14 protein-coding genes are annotated in these 20,559 nt (G+C 61.0%); all 14 read right to left on the bottom strand.

What is annotated here, in order from left to right; all coding sequences use genetic code 11:
• Positions 1-2: 2 nt before the first annotated feature.
• The 14 genes from HV822_RS13295 to HV822_RS13230 all read right to left on the bottom strand — a co-directional run bounded on the left by HV822_RS13295 (position 3) and on the right by HV822_RS13230 (position 20,550).
• Entirely contained in the window at positions 3-335 is a 333-nt protein-coding gene (locus tag HV822_RS13295) for a hypothetical protein (protein WP_238870643.1), read from the bottom strand.
• Between the two features lie 12 nt (positions 336-347).
• On the bottom strand, positions 348-1,628 hold the full coding sequence (locus HV822_RS13290; protein ID WP_238870642.1) for a flavohemoglobin expression-modulating QEGLA motif protein: 1,281 nt from the start codon (positions 1,626-1,628) through the stop codon (positions 348-350).
• A 175-nt stretch (positions 1,629-1,803) separates the two neighbouring features.
• Entirely contained in the window at positions 1,804-3,309 is a 1,506-nt protein-coding gene (gene lysS, locus HV822_RS13285; RefSeq protein WP_238870641.1) for a lysine--tRNA ligase, read from the bottom strand.
• 81 nt (positions 3,310-3,390) lie between these two features.
• A protein-coding gene (gene prfB, locus HV822_RS13280; RefSeq protein ID WP_238870640.1) for a peptide chain release factor 2 occupies positions 3,391-4,486 on the bottom strand; the annotation gives its coding sequence in 2 pieces (ribosomal slippage) (positions 3,391-4,413 and positions 4,415-4,486; 1,095 coding nt in all).
• Between the two features lie 75 nt (positions 4,487-4,561).
• Positions 4,562-4,978, bottom strand: a complete 417-nt coding sequence (locus HV822_RS13275) for a hypothetical protein (protein ID WP_238870639.1) — start codon at positions 4,976-4,978, stop codon at positions 4,562-4,564.
• A gap of 25 nt (positions 4,979-5,003) precedes the next feature.
• Complete coding sequence (locus HV822_RS13270; RefSeq protein WP_238870638.1) at positions 5,004-7,274, bottom strand: EAL domain-containing protein; 2,271 nt, start codon at positions 7,272-7,274, stop codon at positions 5,004-5,006.
• A gap of 10 nt (positions 7,275-7,284) precedes the next feature.
• Entirely contained in the window at positions 7,285-8,232 is a 948-nt protein-coding gene (locus tag HV822_RS13265) for an IS481 family transposase (protein WP_238870637.1), read from the bottom strand.
• Between the two features lie 556 nt (positions 8,233-8,788).
• Positions 8,789-10,510 carry a single-stranded-DNA-specific exonuclease RecJ gene (gene recJ / locus HV822_RS13260; RefSeq protein ID WP_238870636.1) on the bottom strand — a complete coding sequence of 574 codons (1,722 nt, stop codon included), beginning with the start codon at positions 10,508-10,510 and terminating at the stop codon, positions 8,789-8,791.
• Positions 10,510-11,049, bottom strand: a complete 540-nt coding sequence (locus tag HV822_RS13255) for a YaeQ family protein (RefSeq protein WP_238870635.1) — start codon at positions 11,047-11,049, stop codon at positions 10,510-10,512. The genes recJ and HV822_RS13255 overlap by 1 nt, the downstream gene beginning before the upstream one ends.
• 64 nt (positions 11,050-11,113) lie before the next feature.
• The gene (locus tag HV822_RS13250) at positions 11,114-11,797 is read right to left on the bottom strand and encodes a phospholipase D-like domain-containing protein (RefSeq protein ID WP_238873608.1); all 684 of its coding nucleotides are present in this window, start codon (positions 11,795-11,797) and stop codon (positions 11,114-11,116) included.
• A complete protein-coding gene (locus HV822_RS13245) occupies positions 11,797-17,013 on the bottom strand; it encodes a DNA repair ATPase (RefSeq protein ID WP_238870634.1) in 5,217 nt (1,738 codons plus the stop codon). Before HV822_RS13245 ends, HV822_RS13250 begins: the two co-directional genes overlap by 1 nt.
• A 70-nt stretch (positions 17,014-17,083) precedes the next feature.
• Complete coding sequence (locus HV822_RS13240) at positions 17,084-19,132, bottom strand: flotillin family protein (RefSeq protein ID WP_238870633.1); 2,049 nt, start codon at positions 19,130-19,132, stop codon at positions 17,084-17,086.
• Between the two features lie 54 nt (positions 19,133-19,186).
• Entirely contained in the window at positions 19,187-19,828 is a 642-nt protein-coding gene (locus HV822_RS13235; RefSeq protein ID WP_238870632.1) for a hypothetical protein, read from the bottom strand.
• 26 nt (positions 19,829-19,854) lie between these two features.
• Positions 19,855-20,550 (bottom strand): PspA/IM30 family protein, encoded by a 696-nt coding sequence (locus tag HV822_RS13230; RefSeq protein ID WP_238870631.1) that lies wholly within the window; start codon positions 20,548-20,550, stop codon positions 19,855-19,857.
• Positions 20,551-20,559 lie beyond the last annotated feature (9 nt).

Raw genomic sequence — 20,559 nt, 5'->3', positions numbered from 1 at the left:
ACTTATTCCTCCAGCGCCGGAACCACCTGATTGACGCACCGCACCACCCGGTCGCGGCTGTCACGCAGCACGCCGGACAGGCCGTTCATATGGCTGGCGTGCAGCACCAGAATGCCATCCACACACTCGGCCTCGTGCTTGGCCGGGTTGCTGCGCAGATTACCCGCCTCCTCAGAGCCCACCGTTACCACGCGGTAGTCAGCCAGCTCGAGGCCCTTCTCGGGATTGACGAAATTGAGGTAGCCATACAGGTGCAGCACCGCAACGGTCAGCACCACAGTGATGATGGCGGTAAGGATAAGGGGTAGCTTGTTGATTTCCTGCGCTTGCGACATCAGTAACTCCGCTTACAGAATGTTGGCGTAGTCGGCTTCGACCCGCTCCAGACTCAGATTGTTGAGAAAGCCCGAGAAACACATCCAGGCACTGAGGGCGTTGAGATCAGCAAAGGGGGCCGGCAGATAGCGCGGCGGCACCACCAGCCCTTCCTCCACCAGCTGCCCCAGGGTACGCATGTCTTCCAGCGTAGTCTTGCCACAAAACAGCAGCGGAATTTGCTGCAGCTTGCCCTTGCGCACCGCCAGCTGAATGTAGTTGTAGGTGAGGATAAAGCCCTTCAGGTAGACCAGATCCTTGGTGAACGGTAGCCCCTCGCTGGAGGAACCACGGAACACGCGGCTGGCATTGTTGTAGCTGTCATCGCGCGAGTAGCCTTCGTCCCGGTAGAACTGGAAAACGTCCAGGAAGTTGCCCCCGGTTTCGGCTATCTGAATGGCCCGGGTGCGGTCGGTCAGCTTGCGCAGGCGCGCAGGGTAGGAGTTGAAGGTCAGCACCTCCATCAGAATCGCCAGGCCTTCCTGGGTGACCGTAGAAGACGGCGGCCCCTTGGCCAGAAAGGTGCAGATCGGCTGATGCTGGCCGTTCAGACTGGTCGCCACGTGTACCATGCCCTCGTGCACGGCAAGAATATTCAGATCCCGTTGATTGAACAGCGCATCAGTGCGGATCTTGATGTAATCCGCGCCAGCAGCGGCATCAGCAACAATACCGTCAGACTCGAATACCCGCACCGCCTGGTCATCCGGAAAGGCCTCGTTCATGCGTGCCTGCAGAATCTCGACCGCTTCCGGCGCGGCAATGGTCTTGGGCTCACGGGCCAGATCAGTACGCGCAATGTTTTTCAGCGACTCGCTCAGCGTGATACCCAGATCGGTCAGGGTCGGATCACCCGCGTGAAAAGCGTCAGAGGCCGCACCGTAGAGCTCTTGCGAGATCAGGCCAAAATCCTGGGTGCCGCGCGCCTCCAGCATACGGATGACCATGCGGTACTCGCGGCACATGCGCCGCATGATCTGACCCACCGGGTTAAAGCTGCCCAGCTGCCGGGTGATATCGCGCTCGATATCCTGAAAAATCTGCCGCCGCTCGGCCGGATCAAAGCTCAGCGGACGCTGAGCGTAGTAATCCGCCGTCACCTCCGGCAGCGCCTTGCAGCGCTTTTTAAAAAACGCATCGCGAATGCCATCGTCCCACTTGATGGCATCCAGCACCCGAATCGGCGCCTGCGCCTCGACAATGCGGTCGGACAGACTGCGGATGACCAGCTGATACTGCTCACTCTGTTTCACGGGGGTAGCTCCCTTGGGTCGCAGCTGCAAGCTGCAAGCTTCAAGCCGCAAGCTATAAGCTGTCCATGCAGTCCCGTACTCTCGCAGGTTACACGAACCAGCCGATAATCATCATAGTCCTGATACAACTCGCACTGCTTGCCGCTTGTAGCTTGCGGCTTGCAGCTGAAACGGCTTACGCCGTTTCTGGCCGCATATGCGGGAACAGGATGACGTCGCGAATCGACGGCGAGTTGGTCAGCAGCATCACCAGGCGGTCAATACCGATGCCTTCACCGGCGGTCGGCGGCATGCCGTACTCCAGCGCACGAACAAAGTCGGCATCGTAGTGCATGGCTTCGTCGTCACCGGCGTCCTTCTCGGCCACCTGAGCCAGGAAGCGCTCGGCCTGGTCTTCGGCGTCGTTAAGCTCGGAGTAGGCGTTAGCGATCTCGCGACCACCGATAAACAGCTCGAAACGGTCGGTGACGTTCGGGTTGTCGTCGTTGCGACGCGCCAGCGGCGAGACTTCGAACGGGTACTCGGTGATGAAGTGCGGCTGCTCGAGCTTGCTCTCGACCAGCTCTTCAAAAATCATCACCTGCAGCTTGCCCAGACCTTCGTGACCCAGCACCTTGGCGCCGGCCTTCTTGGCGATGGCGCGTGCTGTCTCGACGTCGTTCAGGTCTGCCTCGGTGATATCCGGGTTGTACTTGAGGATGGAGTCGTATACCGACAGGCGCACAAAGGGCTCGCCAAAATGGAATACCTTGTCGCCATAGGGCACGTCCGTGGTGCCGAGCACCGCCTGCGCCAGCTCACGGAACAGCTCTTCGGTCAGGTCCATGTTGTCGCGATAATCCGCATAGGCCTGGTAGAACTCGAGCATGGTGAACTCGGGGTTGTGACGGGTCGAGACGCCCTCGTTACGGAAATTACGGTTGATCTCGAACACCTTTTCAAAACCGCCGACGACCAGACGCTTGAGGTACAGCTCCGGCGCGATACGCAGGAACATCGCCATATCCAGCGCGTTGTGGTGGGTTTCAAACGGCTTGGCCGCCGCGCCGCCCGGAATGGTTTGCAGCATCGGGGTTTCGACTTCCAGGAAGCCGCGCTCGTTAAGGAAGCGGCGGATGTGCGCGATCACCTGGGAGCGCACGCGGAAGGTGTGACGCGCTTCTTCGTTGACGATCAGGTCAACATAGCGCTGACGGTAGCGCTGCTCGGTGTCGGTCAGACCGTGGTGCTTGTCCGGCAGCGGGCGCAGGGACTTGGTCAGCAGCTGCACGTTTTTCATGTGCACATAAAGATCGCCCTTGCCCGAACGCGCCAGGGTGCCTTCGGCGGCAATGATGTCACCCAGGTCCCAGGTCTTGATCGCTTCCAGCGTCTCGGCCGGCAGACCCTTGCGGTCCACGTAAACCTGCAGGCGACCGGAGGTGTCCTGCAGCACCATGAAGGCACCGCGGTTAAGCATGATGCGACCGGCGATCTTGACCGGAATGGCCGCGGCTTCCAGCTCCTCCTTGCTCTTACCCTCATACGCCTTCTGCAGGTCGGCGCACAGGCTGTCGCGGCGGAAGTCGTTGGGGAAGGCGATGCCCTGCTCGCGGGCTGCGGCCAGCTTGGCCTTGCGCTGCGCGATCAGCTGATTCTCTTCCTCGTGTTGGGCTTGCAGGTCTTGCGGCTGGTCGGTCATGTCGGTGAATCCCGGAAAAATACTGTTCTGTTGTGGGCCCGCGGCGCGCGGGCCATGACACATTATCGTGCGGCGGCTGGCTTACAGGCCCATCTTCAGGCTGGCTTCGATAAACTCGTCGAGGTCGCCGTCCAGCACCGCGTTGCAGTTGCTGTTCTCAATGCCGGTGCGCAAATCCTTGATGCGCGACTGGTCGAGCACGTAGGAACGAATCTGGTGCCCCCAGCCGATATCGGACTTGGTGTCTTCCAGCGCCTGGGCGGCCTCGGTGCGCTTCATCATTTCCAGCTCGTACAACTTGGCACGCAACATCTTCATGGCGTGGTCCTTGTTGGCGTGCTGCGAGCGCTGGTTTTGGCAACTGACCACAGTGTTGGTCGGAATGTGGGTAATCCGCACCGCCGAGTCAGTGGTGTTAACGTGCTGACCACCGGCACCCGATGAACGATAGGTGTCGATGCGCAGATCTGCCGGGTTGATATCGATTTCGATATCGTCGTCGATCTCAGGCGAGGCAAACACCGCCGAGAACGAGGTGTGACGACGGTTGCCGGAGTCAAACGGGCTCTTGCGCACCAGACGGTGCACGCCAATTTCGGTACGCAGCCAACCAAAGGCGTATTCGCCGCGGATGTGCACGGTCGCACTCTTGATACCGGCCACTTCCCCTTCGGACAGTTCGACAATCTCCGCATCAAAGCCGTGCTGGTCCGCCCAGCGCAGGTACATGCGCAGCAGAATGTTGGCCCAATCCTGCGCTTCGGTGCCGCCAGAACCGGCCTGAATATCCAGATAGCAGTTGTTGGCGTCCATCTCGCCGCTGAACATGCGGCGGAACTCCAGCTTCTCCAGCGCCTCCTGCAGACGCTTCAGCTCGGTTACCACATCGTCAACGGCGCCCTGATCACCCTCTTCGGCAGCCATCTCGAGCAACTCGCCGGCGTCAGCCAGGCCACCACTCATTTCATCGAGGGTACCGACGATTTCGGCCAGCTGGGAGCGTTCACGCCCCAGATTCTGGGCGCGTTCGGGTTCATTCCAGACGCTCGGGTCTTCCAGCTCACGCTCTACTTCGGTCAGACGATCACGCTTGTGATCGTAGTCAAAGATACCCCCTGATGGTTTCAGAGCGGCTGCGCAGATCTTTGATGGTGTTCAGAATCGGATTGATTTCCATGGTGACGGACCCCGGCAGGCAAAAGCCGCCATTGTAGCGGAAATCACACGGGGAGTGCAGAGCCGCTCGGTACGCTCAGGCGCGGGCAGCAAAGGCGCGCAGAAAAACCAGCGTACCTAAGCCCCAGAGCGCATTGAGGACAAATCCAATGGCAAAACGCGGCGCAAACTGTTGCCAGTCCAGCCCGTAGCCCTTGAGCGGAAACACCACCAACAAGGCCACCAGGGTCAGCGCCACACCGCCGAACAAAGCCGCCTTGAGCCAGAGCCATTGCTTCTCCATACGCGACAGCGCAACCACCAGCACCAGACCCCATACGCCACCCCAGAAGGCGGACGAAACAACGGCCGGGACGCGCAGCGGGTCAGTGGCAGTCAGGGCAAAGGCCGGAAACGGTACAACACCGAGTCCGTGCAGCAATGCCAGCGCCGGCTGATGAAAACAGAAAACCGCCAAAAAGCCTGCCACAAACGCCAGAAACCCGTTTCGCATGAGCACCAAGCCCCGTCCGCCAATGTCACTGCACTATAGCAGTTGCCGGACTCAGCTCCAGCAGCGAGGTCTCCGGTGAGTCAATCACCGACAACCGCTGCAGCACAGGGTGGATGACAGCCGCCGACTGCGGCCGGCTGAACCAGTAGCCCTGCACGAACTGGCAGCCCTCGTTATGCAGAAAATCCATCTGCTCGGGCGTTTCGATACCTTCGGCAATCACGTCCATGTCCAGCCCCTTGCCCAGCCCGATGATGGCTCGACTGATGGCTTTGAGCCGCTCGTCGTTGGGAGCCTTGGTGATAAAGCTCTTGTCGACCTTGATGATGTGCAGCGGATAGCGATGCAGGTAACCCAGCGAGGAGAAGCCGGTGCCAAAATCATCCAGCGCAATGCGTACACCCATGCTTTCCAGTTCGCGCAATGTCGCCAGCGTGTCTGGCCCGTCACGCATCAGCAGGCTTTCGGTTATTTCCAGCACCAGACTCGCGGGTGGCAAGCCGGTTTCCTTGAGAATCTGCGCCACCCGGTCGGCAAAACCCGGCTCTTGCAGCTGGCGGCTGGAGAGATTAACCGAACATCGCAACCCGGCCAGACCCTGCGAGTGCCACTGACGAACCTGGGTGCAGGCCTGACGCAGCACCCACTCGCCCACCGCGACGATCTCACCAGACTCCTCCAGCACCGGAATAAACTCATCCGGCGGCACCATCCGCTCGCCCTGCCACCAGCGCAGCAGCGCCTCTACCCCAACCACCAGCGTGCGGCCGGCCGACACCTGGACGATGGGCTGATAGTACAGCTCGAACTGGTCACGGCTCAGCGCTTCACTGAGGGCATTTTCCAGATTGAGCCGCTGAGTCGCCTCTTCCTGCAGACTGTCGTTGTACAGCGCCAGCTGCCCCTTGCCATAGGCCTTGGCGCGGTACAGCGCCAGGTCAGCCTCACGCAAAGCGTCCTGTTCATCGCCGTGGTCTTTCATGGGTGCCACGCCAATGCTGACGCTGACCGCAAGCCGGCGCGATCCGGCAACGATTGGATACTGCAAGGCGTGCATGATGCGCTGACCGACCAGTTCGGCATCATGCGGCTGGGCCAGGTCATCCAGCAAAACGACAAACTCGTCCCCGCCAAAGCGCCCCAGGTGATCACCGGGGCGCAGACAACGCTCGATGCGCTTGGCAACCTGAATCAACACCTGATCGCCGGTCTGATGACCCAGGCTTTCGTTGATCAGCTTGAAACGATCCAGATCGATAAACAGCACCGCAGCATGCCGGGCTCCAGGCTTACCCTGACGCTGCAGCGCCTGACTGAGCAACGCACCAACCTGCTGCCGGTTAGGCAGGCCGGTCAGCGCATCATGCAACGCCTGATGCGCCAACGCCTGCTCGGTTTGCTTGCGCTGACTGATATCCGTGAGCGAACCCGCGAGCAGGCGCTCTCCCTGACGGTCGGTGGAAGCAACAGCGCGAATCATCACCCAGATCAGGCGCCCCCAGCTATCGCGCAGCTGGCACTCGACATGCAAAAACGCCTGCCGTCCATCCAGGTGGGCCTGCAGTGCTGCCAGAAAGTCGCCCCGCTGCGCCTCGGGGATCAGCGCCGCCCAGTCGCTCAAGCTACGCGGAGCGCGAGCGGCATCCAGCCCAAGCATGGCTAGCCAACGGTCAGACAGATACAGGCGGTCGTCTTCGACATGCCACTCCCAAAGCCCGTCGTTGGCGCCACGCACCGCGCGTGCATAGCGGTCTTCGCTGGCCTGCAACGCCTGCTTGTCAGCAGCAATATAGGTATCGGCGGTCAGAGAAATGTCGAAAAAGGCGGACTTGAGCAGGCAGCCGTACAACTGCTCGGCCAGCTTGGGCTCGCTGCGCCAGTGACGGTTGATCGCCTTGTGCATGAAATCCAGATAGAAATGGAAGGCCGCCAGATACCACTTGAGCTCCACGCCCAGGCGCTGATGGGCTAACCCCACCAGCAGCCGCAAACGTACGTACTGCATGTCGTAAGGGCCACGCAGCAGCTGCTGAAAGTAGCCCTTCTGCAGCCCCTGCAGCTGCTCTGTGCGACCAGACGAGGCGAGCAGCGCGGCGCTCCCTTCAATACTGTTGAGATGCGCCAGCAACCCTTCGATGCAGTCGGCGTGCAAGCGGTCCAGCGCCGGCAGATGCGCGGCCAGGCAGTCAAACCCCGCGTCCCCCATCAGCAACAGGCGCAACCGCTGGCGTACCTCATCAGGGTTGAGCCCAAGCTGGCGCTGCATATTGAGCAACTTCTGTTTCAGATCCGCCACTAACTGGCCCCTAGGTGTGTAAAGCCAGTAGGTTGTTCATCTTCGGCAGCCTGCTGATAGGTGGCAGATCACCGATAGCTGAGTGTGGGCGATGCCAGTTGTACTGATGTAGCCATGCATTTAGATGATCTGCTCTTTGCTCAGAGTCGTCGTAAGAACGAGCATAAGCCCACTCCCGTAATGCCGTTTGTATCCAGCGCTCGGCCTTGCCGTTGGTTCGTGGCGTATAGGGCTGCGTGCGGCCATGCTTGAGCCCCAGTCGTCGGCAAGCGCGTGCAAACAGCGCGGAGCGATAGCAGCTACCGTTGTCCGTCAGCAAGCGCTGAATACGTATCCCGAGTGACCGGTAGTAGCGAATGGCGCTAGTCAGCGCACGCCATGCACTGGCAGCCGTCTCGTCAGGATGAGTCGTTGCCCACGCAACACGGCTATGGTCGTCAATGGCTATGTGGATGTACTCCCAGCCTGCGCCGTGCGACTTCCCTTTGAACTCACCTGTGACACGGTGACCGGGGCGCCGGAAGCGTGCCAGCTTCTTGATATCCAAGTGCAACAGGTCGCCAGGGTTGTCGTGCTCATATCGATTGGTCGGCCGCGCAGGCTCAAGCGCACTCAGCCGGTTCAGGCCAGCTCGTCGTAAAACTCGGCCGATAGTGGCGACGCTCACGCCTACCTGGGCGCTGATATGCCTATAAACTCGGCGCTCGCGGCGCTGTTCAATGATCTGCTGTTGCTGATCAGGTGGCGTTTCATGCGGGCAATAGCGAGGTCGGGAAGAACGATTGTGCAGCCCGTCGTGGCCTTCGTTTTTGTAGCGCGCGAGCCACTTGTAAGCGGTACGCAGGCTGACCCCCATCGCTTGTGCAGCTTCGCAGGGGCGCAGACCATCTTCAAGGATACGAGTGATCAAAAGGGCTCGACCATGGACAGTTAATCGGGCATTTTTGTGATTGTTCATTCGGGACTCCGGGGGCTTGTTGTTTCGCACCTCCAATCTGCCGGGTATGTCCCGAATGAACAACCTACTGAAAGATCACACCTAGGGTCTGTTGACGTTTCGTTCGCCGGCCTGCCGGAGGCCATTTTTCGGCCAGACAAGGCAGAGGGAGTGCAGTGTGTTCAGCGCAGCCCCGCGCGTCACCCCGGCAGGGCTGGCGCGCCAAAACGCGCCCGGCGTTTTGCTGGTTACTCCACATAAGCGACCGACAACGCCGTACGGCCGAAAAATGAACCCGGCCCTCCAGATGAGGCCGCCGAGGTTGCGCCTGTAAAGCCGCCATTCAACGTCGCTCGTCGTTTATTTGGAATAACCAAACTACGCTCCTCGCTCCTTGATTGGCGGCTTTACGAGTAACAACAGGCGGGCGAACGAAACGTCAACAGACCCTAGCCTACTCAAACTCTGCCAGCCTAAATGTGATGCAATCGACGCTCTTGTATCAATGCATCAAAAACCAAAGTGCCATCAAGGTCAATCCCTGCCACCCGAATGGGCGACAGCAACTGCACGCGGCCTAGCAAGGCTCCAGGTGACGAACCATCAACTGCAGGCTGCGGCGCCCGCGAAACTCGTTGATGTCCAGCGTGTAAGCCAACAGCACGCGCTGCACGGCAGGGTCGGGCCAAACGTGCGGATCAATGTTGAAGGCAATGGCGTCCAGCACCTCAGCGCTGGCTGCAACGCGCAGCACCATCTTCAGATGCCGCTCACCGACCAGACGCTGCTGTAGCACCTCAAATTCGCCATGAAACAGCGGCTCGGGAAAATGCTGCCCCCAAGGACCGGCTTCACGCAATGAAGCGGCCATCTCCAGCGACAGCTCGGTAGCCTCCAGTTGGCCGTCGGACAGCAGCCGGCCGGCCAGGTCCGCCGGTTGCAGCTGACGACGCACCTCGGCATCGAAGGCTTCGGCAAAGGCCGGGAAGTCCGCCTCGCGCAACGTCATACCGGCAGCCATGGCGTGGCCACCAAACTTGTTGAGCAAATTGGGATGACGAGCCGCTACCGCATCCAGCGCATCGCGGATGTGCAGACCTGCAATAGAGCGTGCCGAGCCCTTGATCATCCCGTCGCCCGCATCGGCAAAGGCGATCACCGGCCGATGAAAACGCTCTTTCAGACGCGAGGCGAGAATGCCGATAACGCCCTGATGCCACTCGGCATCAAACAGGCACAACCCGAAGGGCAGATCCTGTTCATCGAGCTGCATAGCTTCGAGGGTTTTCAGCGCCTGCTGCTGCATGTCTCGCTCGATCGCCTTACGGTCGCGGTTGAGACCATCCAGCTCACGGGCCATGTCCAGCGCCAGCCCCTCGTCCTCGGTCAGCAGGCACTCGATACCCAGGCTGATATCGTCCAGGCGCCCCGCCGCATTCAGACGCGGACCGACAATAAAGCCCAGATCGGTTGACACCAGACGCTCGCGCGGTCTGCCGGCAACCTCAAGCAGCGCACGAATACCGGGGCGGCAGCGGCCAGCCCGAATACGCGCCAGCCCCTGGTGCACCATAATGCGGTTATTGGCATCCAGCGGCACCACGTCCGCCACGGTACCCAGTGCGACCAGGTCCAACAGTTCGGCCAGATTGGGTTCAGCACGGCCGGTCTCGACAAACCAGCCGCTCTCACGCAGCGCTGCGCGCAGCGCGAGCATCACATAGAAGATGACCCCGACACCCGCCATGGCCTTGCTCGCAAAGTCGCAGCCTGGCTGGCTCGGGTTGACGATAGCGTCCGCCCGGGGCAGCTCGGCACCCGGCAAGTGATGGTCGGTGACCACAACCTGCAGGCCTGCAGCTTTGGCTGCCGCTACGCCATCGATGCTGGAAATACCGTTATCCACGGTGACCAGCAGGTCGGGGCTGCGTGTCAGGGCAACCTCAACGATCTCGGGCGTGAGACCGTAGCCGTACTCGAAGCGGTTTGGCACCAGATAATCAACCTGCGCCGCGCCCAGCTGGCGCAGCGCCAGCACCGCGACACTGCTGGCGGTAGCGCCGTCAGCATCAAAGTCGCCAACGATCAGTATCGAGCGCCGCTCGCGCAGTGCTGATTCGAGCACGGCAACCGCCTGCTCAATGCCCCGCAGGCCGCTGTAAGGCAGCAGTGCCTGCAGGCGGCGATCCAGCTCCGTCTCACTGAGCACACCACGGGCAGCGTAGAGCCGACTCAGCAGCGGTGGCAGCTCCCCCAGCGCAGGCATGACATCCGGCAGTGGACGGGTCTCGATACGCATTAGCGCTGACCCTGCAACCACTCCAGCGGCAGCTCGTGCTGCTGATCGCCATCACTCACGTACAGCACGCCGTCGCTGATCATGACGCCCCAATCGATGCTGCGCGGCAGATCAGTCGCGAGCGCCTGCAACGGCTCTTCAGCAAGCGCCGCCACATTCAGATTGCCCAGGGTTGCGACCGCTGACAGCTGCTTGTTCTGCCAGACCCGGGTACTGCCGTACACCAGCACGGACACTTTCTGGGCGCGACGCGAGCACCAGGTCATGCGCTCGGCATCCGGCTGGCCAACCTCAATCCAGTGCTCGACGCGATCATCCAGGGTCTTGAGCCACAACGCAGGCTCGTCGACATCCGACAGCCCACGGCCAAAAGCTAGGCGCTCCTGATACCACAGCGCATAGGCCAGCAGTCGCACCGCCAGACGTTCCTCGGTCTCCGACGGATGACGGGCAACGGTCATGCGTACCGTCTCGTACACACCCAGATCGGTATCGGTAATGTTCAGCTGAACCTTGTAGGGAGTTGCCTGCAATGCCATGGGAAGCGTCCTTTGAAAAGCCGGGCGGCAGTGTAACGCATCCACCACACCGACGCAGAACCACTCACACCGCGAAACGCTGCCAGAGGCCTTCGAACTCACGTACGTAATCGGCGACCAGCGGCACATGGTCGATCACCAGCAGGTTCTCCTGGTTGTAATCACTGGCGCTGCGCGTCCAGTTGAAACTGCCGTTGAGCAGGATTCGATCATCAAACAGGGCGAACTTGTGGTGCATGTGGTAGGGGCCGGGATCGACCCGCAGCGGAATACCTTCATCACGCAGCATGGCGATATCGCTGCCCATGTCGTGCTGCTTCTCATGGTCGCTGATGATTCGCACCTTGACCCCGCGTTGATGGCAGGCCAGCACTGCGCGGCTGAGGCGATCATCGGAGATGGTGAAGACGCAGATACTCAGGCTGTCACGCACCTGGTTGCACAAGTCCAGAATCCGCCGCCGGCAGCTCTCGCCCGGGCTGAAATGGGCACTGGCCACCTGCACCTCGTTTGCCTGCGAGGTGTCCAACGTCTTCACCACCTGTTCAAGCCATTTCAGTGCCGACATCACGTTTTCCGGCTCGGCTGCAAGCTCTCGTACCAGTGCAAAGGCGCGATTGCGCAAAAAACGGATGCGGTCAGGTTCGAGACCACTGCCCAGCTCTCGCAGCTCCACTCGCTCCTCATTGCTCATACGCAAATCGGCCACGCTGTCGCGCAACACCTGGTCAAGTTGCTGAAAGTCCATCATGGTTTGCTGTCATCCTGGTCATCCAGGGTCACGACCTTCAGTTGCCGCACAATGTCGAGCAACTGGGTCTGCGCCTCCCGCCCGGCCACCACCTGACGGTCCATCACATCAGCCAGTGGGGTCACTGTTGCGCGCATGCTGTCCGACAGCCCGTCGAGCATCTGCTGAATCAGCTGCTGGGGCGGCATCACGACACGCACCTTGGGGCTCAGCTTGTGCAGCGACTGCAACGCAGCGAGCAGCTCATCCCAGGGCACAGCCACCTCCGACTGCCCAGAGCCGGCCAAGGCGCGCACGCTCTGCACCAGATCGCTCAGCTGACCGACCACGCGCTTGCCTACATCCGCGTCGTCACCACCCATCGCGCGATTGCGCAGAAAATCTGCCTTGATCTGTCGCCAGCGCTCGGCACGTTCTGCATTCAGCGTGCCGCGCAACTCGGCCAGCTTGAGCAGGTTCTCCTCTGCCCCGGTGGTCAGCAGCTGCGACTCGCCCTGGTAGTGATCGTCGACCAGTTGCTGCAGTTCCTGCTCGTTCATCACCGCCGACACCTTCTCCGCCAGCTTGTTCATGTTGCGATAACTGCCCTGCAACTTGAACGGCGGCTCGGTGCGATAGCCATCATCCTGCGCGGCGCTGGCGATGTACTGCTGGTTGACCCGCAGCACCACATCACGCAGCTGCATCATGCGCTGCAGGGTGGCAACCATGTCGTTGATCTCCGCAGCGCTGTAGTCGTAACTCAACTCATTGGCAGAGAACGGCTTGCCTTCAGCCTTGGCTACCAGGCGGTACAAGTCGTTCAGATCGCGGCCAGCCAGGGGGGCGAGCACGGAGTTGGAGGTCAGACTGTTCTCGATATAGCTGAGCGCGAACACATCATTCATACCCGCCAGGGTGTCACCGAGGTTATAGATGTCGGCACGGTTGGCCAGCATGTCCGGAATGCGGAACACCTCACCGGACTCGGTGTAGGGGTTACCAGCCATAACCACGGCAAACTTGCGACCGCGCATGTCATAGGTACGTGTGCGCCCCTTCCAGACGCCTTCAATACGGCGGGTGCCATCGCACAGCGAGATGAATTTCTGCAGAAACTCCGGGTGGGTGTGCTGAATGTCATCGACATACAGCATCACGTTATTGCCCATCTCCAGCGCCAGATTGAGCTTGACCAGCTCCTGCGCGGCCGTCGCATCGGGCGCCTGCGCCGGATCCAGCGAGCGCACCTCATGTCCCAGCGCCGGCCCATTGATCTTCATGAACACCAGACCCAGCGCGTGCGCCACATACTCCATCAGCGTGGTTTTGCCGTAACCGGGCGGGGAAATCAGCATCAGCAGACCGTTCAGGTCCGAGCGCCGCCCCTCACCCACAGTACCCATCTGCTTGGCGAGGTTGTCACCGATAACGCCCAGATACACGTCGTTGATCAGGCGGTTGCGCACAAAGGAGGTGAGCGGGCGCGGCTTGAACTCAGCCAGCCGCAACGTCTTGCGCTGCTCATCAAGCAGTTGCTGACGCAACTGTTGATAGCGCTCCAGACCCGGCTGAAAATCCTGCCGGTGCTGACGTAGGCGAGTAAAGAACTCATCCACCGCCAGCGTCAGCGCTCCGTCCCGCACGCGTGGGTGCTGTCCCAGCAGACCAGACACCGCAAACCGCAGGTCAACCTCGACAACGGTCACCTGAACCTGCGGCTGCAGCAGACATAAGGCAACCGCTTCAGGTACGTAACGACGCAGCGGGGCAAAATCGTCCTGCTCACACAAGCCGCTAAACCAGTGCTGCAAAAACTGCCACTGCTGCCCCGGCGCGCCAGCCAGGCGCTCAACCGACTGCATGCAGCTGTCCCACAGACCCAGTGGTGCCAGATAGTCCTGCAGGCCAACATAAAGCTGCTGGGCATACCGGCTGACCTGCCAGATCGGCTGCGGCTCAGCCAGCCACTCGATCAACCAGGCGGCGGCGGCTGCCAGCGTTCTGCTGTCAGCCTCGATCAGGCGCCCTTGCAGCCACTCAGCAAGGCTGGACTGCACCTCGCCCTGTAATTGCAGCAGCGCGTCGGCGCGCCCGAACAACTGCTGAATCTGCAGCACGGCCGCGGCCCGTTCAGCCCAGCCGGACACCGCCGGCGTATCGGCACTCTGCGCCCAGAACAGCATTGCCAGCGCCCGCGCCTGCGGGTCAAAACGCAGCAGGCCGGCGCTGGCGAGCAGCGGCAGCAGCTGCGCCAGAATCAGCGCCGCGTCGTGATCGTGAATCCCCTTCTCGTACCCCTCGCGATAGCGCGGCGTCGCGATCTCGCGCAGCGTGCGTACCAAGTGTTCAGGCTCCAGCAGTTGCTGATGCAGCAGCTCCATGCTCAGGCCGGCTTCAGCACGCTGAGCGAGCGCAATAACCTCACCGGCTAGGTATTCGGCGCGATACAGCTGCGGGGACTCGGACAGCAGGCCGCCATCCCAGTAGTCGCGCAGGGCGTCCAGCTCGTCATTGACCAAGGGCTCAAAATAGTCGGTGCCCGTCAGGTGCAGGCTCAGCGAGTCACCACGGGGCAGCAGGGTCAGATCGAGTTCCTGGGCATTGACACTGAAGCGGTGACGCGGCCCCAGCCGAATAACATTTCCGCCACCTTCGAACAGCTCGCGCTTGTCGCGCAGGCCACGCACCGCCTGATCCCGCGCACCCTTGAGGCGCGCCTCAATATCATCAGCCTTGACGTTGTCGTGCAGGTCGCGCAGCCGCTCGATCAGCTCACGCAGCTTGAGAATCAGCGGGTCGGTGGCAAAAAAGGCGTTCAGCAGATCCGGCTCGGTCAACCGACCGGTGCGCCGTGGCAAGCTGTCGATGATGCGTACTGCGGCATCCTGCAGACCCTGGGCACGGCGCTGACGCTCATCCAGCAGACGCTGGCGATGGGCCTCGAAGGTCTCAAGTAGTTCTTCTCGTTTATCGAGGATGTCACTCAGAAACGCCTCATGGCCACCGAACTGGCTCTCCAGCTCTTCCAGCTGAACCAGCAGGCGCGACAGCTGCTCATCACAGCTCTCAGGGTCCTGCGCCAGCGCCAGCGCATTGGTAATTGCCTGGCTGAACAACTTGAACTGGGCGCCAAATTGCGCCACCTGCTCGGCCGAACCAAGCGACTTGCGCCGCAACTCGGCTCGCGCCTTGGACTGGTTGAGCTTGGCGTACAGCTCAGAGATGGCCTCCACCACGCGGGTGCGCTGGGTAGCGTCGTCAATACGCAGCGACGCTATCAGCTCGGACAGCATATCCAAGCCCGCCGCCATGGCGATCAATTGCTCCAGCGGTTCCGCCAGTTGAGTGACTGTTTCAGCCTGTTCAGCACTGGTATCGAGCGCCTGCAGCTGCTGGTGATAAGGCGCCAGCGCCTGCTCGCCGGCCAGAAAACTGGACACCTCTGCTGCCAACCGCTCATGCTCGGTAAGCAGCTGCGCTTCCATCTCGTCGATCTGCGCAACATTGATGTAGCGATACTCGCGAATGGTGAGCAGCTTGCCGCGCTGGGCATTGAGCGCCCCCAGCGCATCAACGTAGGCCTGAACATCAGAGAACTCCTGCACCGACAGGCCCGACATCAGCTCCTGCTGACGTGTCTGCGCCTCCGTCATGGCCCGCGCTGACTGCTGCCGAATACTCTCGACCTTCTCGAACTCGTCCAGCACCATGGCCGCACTGGAGGATATCTGCCGCAGCAAGGGGGCAACGCCGCCACAAGCCTCATCACTGAGCCAGTAATAGGCATCAAACAGGCGCTGGGTTTCCTGGCACAGCAGCGCATAGCGCTGCAGCGACACCTCATTGCTGTCGATCTCACGCGCCAGATTGAGCAAGTCAGATACGCCGCGCACCAGCTCGGCGTTGCCTATGCGCCCAAAGAAGCCGCCGCGTTGCGGCTGGGTCGCCGCGTGCTCATCGGTATAGAACGGCGTCTGCCAGATTTGCATCGGATGGATGCGCGTAGGCTCATCCCCTTCGGCAGAAAAGATCACCATGCGCCCGTCAGCCAGGCGCGCATGCCCGTGGCCAAATTGCGGGCTCTGCAATTCGCGACTGATCAGGTTGTAGGTAAACAGCGCCGAACGGCCCTGCTCCGGGTGGTAGAAAACGTACTGCACATCCTCGCCGTTGGGCGAGCGGACAGAGCGCTTGAAGCGCATGCCGTCCATGGGCTGATCAAAGGTGCGGTACTCGCCACTTTGCAGATAGCAGCCGCCCGGGAAGATGATGCCGTGATCTTCCGGCAGCTGCACGCAGGCCTGCCCAATCGCATCGATGCGCTGTACCTTGCGCGTCAGGGTATTGAATACCAGATAACGCCACTGCTCCTCACGGTACGGCAGCACCTTCAGCAGAATCAGGGTGCCCAGGTGTGCGTACTCGATCTGCACATCATTCAGCGACTGGGTCTTGTCGGCAACCGGCTCGCGGTAGATACCCAGGCCGTCCTCGGTGTTGTTCTCCACCTTGACGGTCAGGTCACCACCCAGGGTGTCGACAAACAGGGTATCGAGAATATTGAAATGCGAGTGGCGGCCCTGCACCACAGCGTCGCGGCCGGCGGCTGTCCACTCGAAATCAAAGGGGCGCGGCAGTTGAATGTCACGCTCACCGCGGTTATCGATGTAGCGCACCTGACCGCCATCAGCCGACACCGACCAGCGGAAGACGCGCACATCGCTGATCCGCTCGCCAATCTGGAAGGCCGCCAGCAACTTGCCGTCACGCACGCTCAGTTGCAGCAGCCGCGTGTTCTTGTAGTAGCGATAGAGCTCGTCAAAGTCGTTGACGAAGCTGGCCTCGGCCAGAAAGCTGCCGGCCAGATCGACAGCCTGAGCGTCGTACTCGCCATCCTGCTGAACCAGCCGATAAAGGGAGAAAACGTCCTGTACCCGGGTTTCCTGCTTGAGCCCGATAAACACGTTGTAGCCGAACAGCATCAGCCCGCCGACCTGGGCGATATCGCGTGCGATGCAGTTGTTCTCAGTGCGCACGCGCGTGCGACCAATCACTTCAATCGGCTGACTGCCAAACTCCTGCTGCCGCTGGGCATTCAGTGCTTCGGCCAGGCCGGCAAGTTGCCGCCCCTGTTCCAGCAGCCGCTTGTGCAACACCTCGTAGGCACCGCCTTCAGCTACAGCCCGATCAACCAGGCCCTGTGCCTGATCTTCGCCTGCTGACTCTGACATCCTCGTCATTCCCGAATTGGCTTAGCAATGCAACGCCCCAGCCATGCCGGGGCGCAAGCGAAAGGGTGAATCAGGCCTCTGCGTCGCCCTTGTTGGCGACGCTCGGCATATCACCGTTGCCACGACCGGCCAGCAGCCGTTGCAGCACGTCCTGCACGACCGGGCTCTTGCCGACCACACCTTCGATGGCCTTGCCCACCGACAGCGACTTGGCAAAGGAGTTGAAGAAGTCACCCTCCCCGCCCACGATCTCGATATTGGCTTTGCCGAGTGCTGTCGACAGTACCTCTGCCTGATCCCGCGCAATGTCCTTATTGGCGGCGATGGCGGCCATCGCTTCTTCGAAGCTCTTCTCAAGCTGCATGCGGAACTCTTCGTGCTGACGGGCGTCGGCACTGAGCGCATCGAGTGCGGAGAACTTTTTGCCCAGACCTTCGGCTTCGGCGTTGAGGCGCTCCAGCAATACTTCGGCCTCGACCAGCCCCTGATCCTTGGCCGCGCGGGCCTTGGCCACACCAAGCTGCTCTTCGCCGCGCGCCTGTGCGGTGAGCTTTTCTTCCAGCACCTTGGCTTCTGCCAGACCTTCTTTCTCCTTCGCAGCCGCCTGCGCCTCGATCACCCGCGCTTGCGCCAGCCCCTGCTCCTGCTCGCCCTTGGCCTGAGCAATCAACTGCTCGGACTGGATGCGCGCCTCGGCCAGACCTTCCTTCTCTTTGGCGGCGGCGGTCACTTCGCGCACACGGGCCGCAGCCAGGCCATTGGCAGCGGCTTCTGCCTGCGTACCTTCGGCGCGCTTCTTGGCCGCCTCGGACTGCTTGGCAGCCGCTTCCAGCTCGGCCTGGGCCAGGTTATTCATCTCGACAGCCTTGTGGCGCGACTTGGTTTCATCGGCCTCGGCCTGCTTGACCTGCCGCACCAGCTCCTGCTCTGCCTCGGCCTGTGCATTGAGCACCTGAACCTGCTTCTGGCGATCGGCCTCGGCGACTTCGCGTACTTCCTTGATGCGCTCCTCTTCCTGCGCCACGGTTTTCTCGACCGCAACACGCTCGCGAATCACGCCGGCAATATTCTTGCGTTCTTCCTCCAGCGCCTTTTCTTTCTCGATGCGCTGCAGTTCAACTTCACGCTCGCGAGCGACCACTTCCAGATCACGCGCACGGGTTACTTTCTCAACCTCGATTACCACAGCGCGCTGGCGATTCTGCTGGGCCACCTCGACTTCGCGGTGGTGGTTCTCGCTGCGAATATCCAGATCCTGCTGGGTCTGGATACGCGCCTGCTCAGCCTTGAGGCGCTCTTCTTCCTGCACCTTGACAGTTTCGGCCTGCTCACGCGCCCGAATGGTTTCGATTTCACGCTGCTGGCGCGCCTCGGCATCCGCCTGCTGGCGTTCCAGTGCCAGCGTCGCTTCGCGGGTTTCGACGTTCTTCTTCATGATCGCCAGCTCTTCGTTGCGCTCCAGCTCGTTGGTGATCACGTTCTGGGTTGCAGTCAGCTCGGTAATCTTGCGAATACCCTGGGAATCAAGAATGTTGGTGGGGTCAAGCGAGGTGCGCGGCGTCTGCTCGAGGTAATCGATTGCAACGTCTTCCAGCACATAGCCGTTCAGGTCGTTGCCGATGACCTCGATGATGCGGTCACGGAAGTTCTGACGCTCTTCAAACAGGCTGACAAATTCAAACTTTTTACCGACCGTCTTCAGCGCTTCGGAGAATTTGGCGTTGAACAGCTCATTGACGGCGGTGCGGTCAGAGGCTCGGTCCACCCCAATTGCTTTGGCCACCTTGAGCACGTCCTGCTGGGTCTCGTTTACCCGCAGATAGAAGGCAACGGTGATATCAGCTCGCAGGTTGTCCTGACAGATAAGCCCATCCTTGCCACGTCGATCCACTTCGAGCGTCAGCAGGGAGATTTTCATGAACTCTTTCTTGTAGATCACTGGATAAACCAGCGCCCCGGTGAAGTGCACTTTGGGGGTAGAGCTCATATCGTTCACAATCAACGCCGTGCCCTGGGGCACCTTGATGTAGAACGCATTGAACAGGACAAAAAAACCGACGATCAGCAGAAAGACAATACCGACCCCGATCAGGAAGGGCATTACCATAGACATACTCATTACGCTCAAACTCCTTTGCAGGGCAACACAGCACCTGAATAGTGCCGTCTCGCACTATTTCCCGTTAAATTCGTCTTCACCGATCACCCGATAGGCGTGCTCCGCCTCCAGGTATTCCAGTAGGACCAGGCGGTCGCCACGCTTGAACCCCAGCGCCGGGTCCGCGCGCACACGCAGGATCAGGCCCGCACCGCCGTCTTCCATCACCGCCTCGCCCAGTCGATCACTGACCAGCGGCGAGCGCACCACCACCACCTGCCCCAGCAACGAGCGCGTGGTCGAACCCAATACCTTGCGAAACAGCGGTCGCAACGGCGCCACCACCAGCCGGGTGACAGGCACAGCCACCACCAGCGCCAGCACGATCACCACCAGGCCCACGGGGTAGCGCAATAGCCCTAACGGCAGCCAGCCCAGCAGCAACAGCTGCGCGAAGTAACTGGCCAGCCAGGCAAAGAACACCAGCACCGTCAGTACCAGCGTGAGCGGGACCTCATGCAGGCCCAGCTTCATCAGCAGGCCACCCAGCCCCTCGGCATTGGACGGGTCGTCCATGCCGCCGTCACCGCCGGCATCCAGCACGTCAACATCCACCGCGCCCAGCGCTACCGTCAGCCAATACAACAGGGCCACGCACAGCATGAAGCTGAACAGCACCACCGGAAACGTCAGCGACGTCTGAAAGAAAAGCTCCATCCCCCCTCCCTGACCGCTTGCAAGGTTTAGCTATCGGAGCGCTGCTTCAGGCGTGCCAGCACGCTGTCCGCACTGCCGGAGGCCGGCGTAATGCCCGCCGCCCGCAGCTTTTCTTCAAGCGCCTGGTCTGGGCTGCCCTCGACCGCAAGCTCCGCCGCGGCTTCCATGCGGGCGCCACGCTCGGCCTGCTTCTGCTTGATACGCTCCAGCGATTCCAGCGCGGTGTGCATCTTGGCCTGAGAGCCGCCGTAGCGTTGTGACACCGCAAGCTGCGCCTTCTGCACGCTCTCGGTAGCCTTGACCACATCAACCTGCTGCTTCAGACGCTTGATATTGCCTTCGGCCTGCTGCACCGCCTGACGCAGATTGGCCACGCTGGTGGCATAGGCCTCAGCCTGCTCGGACTCCAGCTTTGCCTCGTTTTCCAGGCCTGCGATCTTCTCGGCAACTTCACGCGCCAGCGCCTCGTCACCAGACTCCAGCGCCTTGAGCGCATACTGCTCATACTCAGCGACGCGCGCCGAGACCTTGCTCAACTTGTCCGCTGCCAGCTTCTGCTTGGCCATGATATTGGCCAGCGCTTCGCGGGACCGGTGCAACTCGGCATCAGCATCACGAATTTCCTGATCGAGGATACGCAGCGCCTGGCTGTCGACCAGCGCCTCGCCTGCCTCATGGGCGCCACCACGCATTGCAGTCAGCAATTTGCTCCACACGTTCATCAGCTTTCT

The sequence above is a fragment of the Halopseudomonas maritima genome, assembly GCF_021545785.1.
GTDB lineage: Bacteria > Pseudomonadota > Gammaproteobacteria > Pseudomonadales > Pseudomonadaceae > Halopseudomonas > Halopseudomonas maritima.
Note: the sequence above shows the minus strand (reverse complement) of the source record. Positions and strands in the feature narration are given on the sequence as shown.

Bases quoted from the DNA above. Each gene is read 5' to 3' on its own strand.
- recJ (WP_238870636.1), bottom strand. From the start codon at position 10,510: ATGCGTATCGAGACCCGTCCACTGCCGGATGTCATGCCTGCGCTGGGG.
- HV822_RS13245 (WP_238870634.1), bottom strand. From the start codon at position 17,013: ATGTCAGAGTCAGCAGGCGAAGATCAGGCACAGGGCCTGGTTGATCGG.
- HV822_RS13275 (WP_238870639.1), bottom strand. From the start codon at position 4,978: ATGCGAAACGGGTTTCTGGCGTTTGTGGCAGGCTTTTTGGCGGTTTTC.
- HV822_RS13230 (WP_238870631.1), bottom strand. From the start codon at position 20,550: ATGAACGTGTGGAGCAAATTGCTGACTGCAATGCGTGGTGGCGCCCAT.
- HV822_RS13255 (WP_238870635.1), bottom strand. From the start codon at position 11,049: ATGGCATTGCAGGCAACTCCCTACAAGGTTCAGCTGAACATTACCGAT.
- HV822_RS13250 (WP_238873608.1), bottom strand. From the start codon at position 11,797: ATGGACTTTCAGCAACTTGACCAGGTGTTGCGCGACAGCGTGGCCGAT.
- HV822_RS13240 (WP_238870633.1), bottom strand. From the start codon at position 19,132: ATGAGTATGTCTATGGTAATGCCCTTCCTGATCGGGGTCGGTATTGTC.
- HV822_RS13295 (WP_238870643.1), bottom strand. From the start codon at position 335: ATGTCGCAAGCGCAGGAAATCAACAAGCTACCCCTTATCCTTACCGCC.
- lysS (WP_238870641.1), bottom strand. From the start codon at position 3,309: ATGACCGACCAGCCGCAAGACCTGCAAGCCCAACACGAGGAAGAGAAT.
- HV822_RS13235 (WP_238870632.1), bottom strand. From the start codon at position 19,828: ATGGAGCTTTTCTTTCAGACGTCGCTGACGTTTCCGGTGGTGCTGTTC.
- HV822_RS13265 (WP_238870637.1), bottom strand. From the start codon at position 8,232: ATGAACAATCACAAAAATGCCCGATTAACTGTCCATGGTCGAGCCCTT.